This is a genomic window from Polaromonas sp., assembly GCF_029945895.1.
GTDB lineage: Bacteria > Pseudomonadota > Gammaproteobacteria > Burkholderiales > Burkholderiaceae_C > Polaromonas.
Map to the genome: position 1 here is coordinate 1 of NZ_JAQSDL010000049.1, position 3,109 is coordinate 3,109.

Consider the following 3,109-nt stretch of genomic DNA (forward strand, 5'->3'; position numbering starts at 1 on the left):
GCTTCATGCCGCCCTGGCTGGCCGGACTGGGCATGGCCGCCAGTTCGCTGCTGGTCGTACTCAACTCAGCCCGGCTGGCCCGCATGCCGCAATAACAGGACGATGTCATGGACATTCTTTTTCTTCTGATTCCCCTGTCGGTCGGCCTGGCGCTACTGATTATTGTGGCGCTGGCCTGGGCCGTCTGGCGCGGCCAGTTTGATTCAGTGGAAGCCGAAGGCGAGCGCATTCTTCGATCGGATTGACTTGCATCAAGCGCATCCGTGATGCCAGAAGAGACACTACTTACATCTCGACAATAGGTGACTCATGAACGAACCACAAGCTCGCGCTGCGCACTACCACGACACGGTAGTTCGGCAGTTTTCCCTGATGGCCGTGGTCTGGGGGGTCGTCGGCATGCTGGTCGGCGTGATCATCGCCTCCCAGCTTGCCTGGCCCGAACTCAACTTCGGTATTCCCTGGCTTAGCTATGGCCGCCTCAGGCCGCTGCATACCAATGCGGTGATTTTTGCGTTCGGGGGTTGCGGATTGTTCGCCACCAGCTATTACGTGGTGCAGCGTACCTGCAGCGTGCCGCTTTTTGCGCCCAAACTGGCCGCCTTCACTTTCTGGGGCTGGCAGCTTGTCATTGTGGCGGCAGCGATCAGCCTGCCGATGGGTTACACCTCAGGCAAGGAGTACGCTGAACTGGAGTGGCCCATCGACATCCTCATCACGCTGGTGTGGGTGTCCTACGCCATCGTCTTCTTCGGCACCATCGGCATCCGCAAGGTGCGTCATATCTACGTGGCCAACTGGTTTTTTGGTGCCTTCATTCTGGCCATCGCCTTGCTGCATGTGGTCAACAGTGCCGAGGTGCCTTACAGCTGGATGAAATCCTATTCCGCCTACGCCGGGGTGCAGGATGCAATGATCCAATGGTGGTACGGCCACAACGCGGTGGGCTTCTTCCTGACCACCGGCTTCCTGGGGATGATGTACTACTTCATTCCCAAGCAGGCCGAACGGCCGGTTTACAGCTACCGCCTGTCCATCGTCCACTTCTGGGCGCTGATTTTCACTTACATGTGGGCCGGCCCGCACCACCTGCACTACACGGCCTTGCCGGACTGGACCCAGTCGGTCGGCATGGTGTTCTCGCTGATCCTGCTGGCGCCCAGCTGGGGCGGCATGATCAACGGCATCATGACCCTGTCGGGGGCCTGGCACAAACTGCGCGACGACCCGATCCTCCGTTTCATGATCGTATCGCTGTCCTTCTACGGCATGAGCACCTTCGAAGGGCCCATGATGTCCATCAAGACCGTCAATGCGCTGAGCCATTACACCGACTGGACGATCGGCCACGTGCACTCCGGCGCGCTTGGCTGGGTCGGGCTGATCACGATGGGCTCCCTGTATTACCTGATCCCGCGCATGTTCGGCCAGAAGAAGATGTACTCGGTCAAGGCGATCGAGGTGCACTTCTGGACCGCCACCATTGGCATCGTGTTCTATATCGCCGCGATGTGGATCGCCGGTGTGATGCAGGGCCTGATGTGGCGCGCGCTCAATGCCGACGGTACGCTGACCTATACCTTCGTCGAATCGGTCAAGGCGACCTATCCCTTCTACGTCGTGCGCGTGCTCGGCGGCCTGCTTTACCTGTTCGGCATGACGGTGATGGCCTGGAACACCTGGATGACCGTGGCCAATGGCCGTTCTGTCACCGTGCCCGTGCCAGCGCCGCAAGCTGCCTGAGGAAACACCCATGAGCGATAACAAAAATACCTCTGCCGGCTTCTCCCACGAGAAAGTCGAAACCAACAACTTCCTGATGATCGTGCTGATCCTTCTGGTTGTCGCCGTCGGCGGCCTGGTTGAGATCGTGCCGCTGTTCTTCCAGAAGTCCACCACCGAGCCTGTTACTGGTGTCAAGCCCTACAACACGCTGCAACTGGCCGGACGCGACATCTACATCCGCGAAGGTTGCTACAACTGCCACTCTCAGATGATCAGGCCGTTCCGCGCAGAGACGCTGCGCTACGGCCACTATTCGGTGGCGGGCGAATTCGTCTACGATCACCCTTTCCAGTGGGGCAGCAAACGCACCGGGCCTGACTTGCATCGCGTAGGCGGCAAGTACAGCGACGAGTGGCACCGCATCCACCTGAACAATCCGCGCGATCTGGTTCCCGAATCCAATATGCCCGCCTATCCCTGGCTGGAGAAAAACCTGGTTGATGCCGCCGACATGGCGCCGCGCATGCGGGCACTGCGCATGGTGGGTGTGCCCTACACCGATGCCGAGATCGCCAAATCTGCCGAGGACGTCAAGGGCAAAACCGAAATGGACGCCCTGGTCGCCTATCTTCAAGGCATGGGCCTGGCTCTGACCAACAATTTCGCCGGCAAGACCGTGGGGGGCAGCGCCGCCACAGGGGCACCCGGCGCATCGGCTCCGCCAGCGGCGCCTGCAGCACCTGCTGCCAACTGACCAGGAGCCAGCCAATGGACATCACCACCCTGCGTATTCTGGCCACGCTGGCCAGCTTCGCCACCTTTCTGGGCATTGCATGGTGGGCCTACGCCCGCCACAACCGTGACCGCTTCGATGAAGCTGCACGCATCCCCTTCGAGCAGGATTGATCATGAGCGATTTCACCGGTAATTTCTGGTCGGTCTATGTGACCGCCTTCACCCTCGTCGGTATCCTTGCCTGCCTGCTGCTGCTGTGGATCACGGCGCGCAAGAAGGTTGCCCCCAGCGCCGACAACACCACGGGCCATGTCTGGGACGAGGACCTGCGGGAAATGAACAATCCCATGCCGCGATGGTGGATGTGGCTGTTTGTGCTGACCATCATTTTTGGTCTTGGCTATCTGGCGGCTTATCCCGGCCTGGGCAGCTACAAGGGTGCGTTGGGCTGGACTACCCACGGCGAATATACCGATGAGGTGGAAAAAGCCAACAAGGAGCTGGAGCCGCTGTATGCACAGTTCACCGCGAAGCCGGCCGAGGTACTGGCTGGCGACCCCGCGGCCATGGCTGTCGGCGAGCGCCTGTTCATGAACAACTGCGCCCAGTGCCACGGCTCGGACGCACGCGGCAGCAAGGGTTTCCCCAA

The 3,109-nt window shown here is 60.3% G+C and carries 5 protein-coding genes; all 5 read left to right on the top strand.

The window, feature by feature from the left end; all coding sequences use genetic code 11:
* Positions 1-107: 107 nt before the first annotated feature.
* The gene (gene ccoS, locus PSV33_RS07100; RefSeq protein WP_293592817.1) at positions 108-245 is read left to right on the top strand and encodes a cbb3-type cytochrome oxidase assembly protein CcoS; all 138 of its coding nucleotides are present in this window, start codon (positions 108-110) and stop codon (positions 243-245) included.
* Between the two features lie 64 nt (positions 246-309).
* On the top strand, positions 310-1,743 hold the full coding sequence (gene ccoN / locus PSV33_RS07105; protein ID WP_300560177.1) for a cytochrome-c oxidase, cbb3-type subunit I: 1,434 nt from the start codon (positions 310-312) through the stop codon (positions 1,741-1,743).
* A gap of 10 nt (positions 1,744-1,753) precedes the next feature.
* Entirely contained in the window at positions 1,754-2,479 is a 726-nt protein-coding gene (ccoO, locus tag PSV33_RS07110; RefSeq protein WP_300560178.1) for a cytochrome-c oxidase, cbb3-type subunit II, read from the top strand.
* A 14-nt stretch (positions 2,480-2,493) separates the two neighbouring features.
* Positions 2,494-2,631 (top strand): CcoQ/FixQ family Cbb3-type cytochrome c oxidase assembly chaperone, encoded by a 138-nt coding sequence (locus PSV33_RS07115; protein WP_096663174.1) that lies wholly within the window; start codon positions 2,494-2,496, stop codon positions 2,629-2,631.
* 2 nt (positions 2,632-2,633) lie between these two features.
* Positions 2,634-3,109 (top strand): cbb3-type cytochrome c oxidase N-terminal domain-containing protein (locus PSV33_RS07120; RefSeq protein ID WP_300560180.1); only part of this gene is annotated, 476 nt, incomplete at its 3' end.

Bases quoted from the DNA above. Each gene is read 5' to 3' on its own strand.
- ccoO (WP_300560178.1), top strand. From the start codon at position 1,754: ATGAGCGATAACAAAAATACCTCTGCCGGCTTCTCCCACGAGAAAGTC.
- ccoS (WP_293592817.1), top strand. From the start codon at position 108: ATGGACATTCTTTTTCTTCTGATTCCCCTGTCGGTCGGCCTGGCGCTA.
- ccoN (WP_300560177.1), top strand. From the start codon at position 310: ATGAACGAACCACAAGCTCGCGCTGCGCACTACCACGACACGGTAGTT.
- PSV33_RS07115 (WP_096663174.1), top strand. From the start codon at position 2,494: ATGGACATCACCACCCTGCGTATTCTGGCCACGCTGGCCAGCTTCGCC.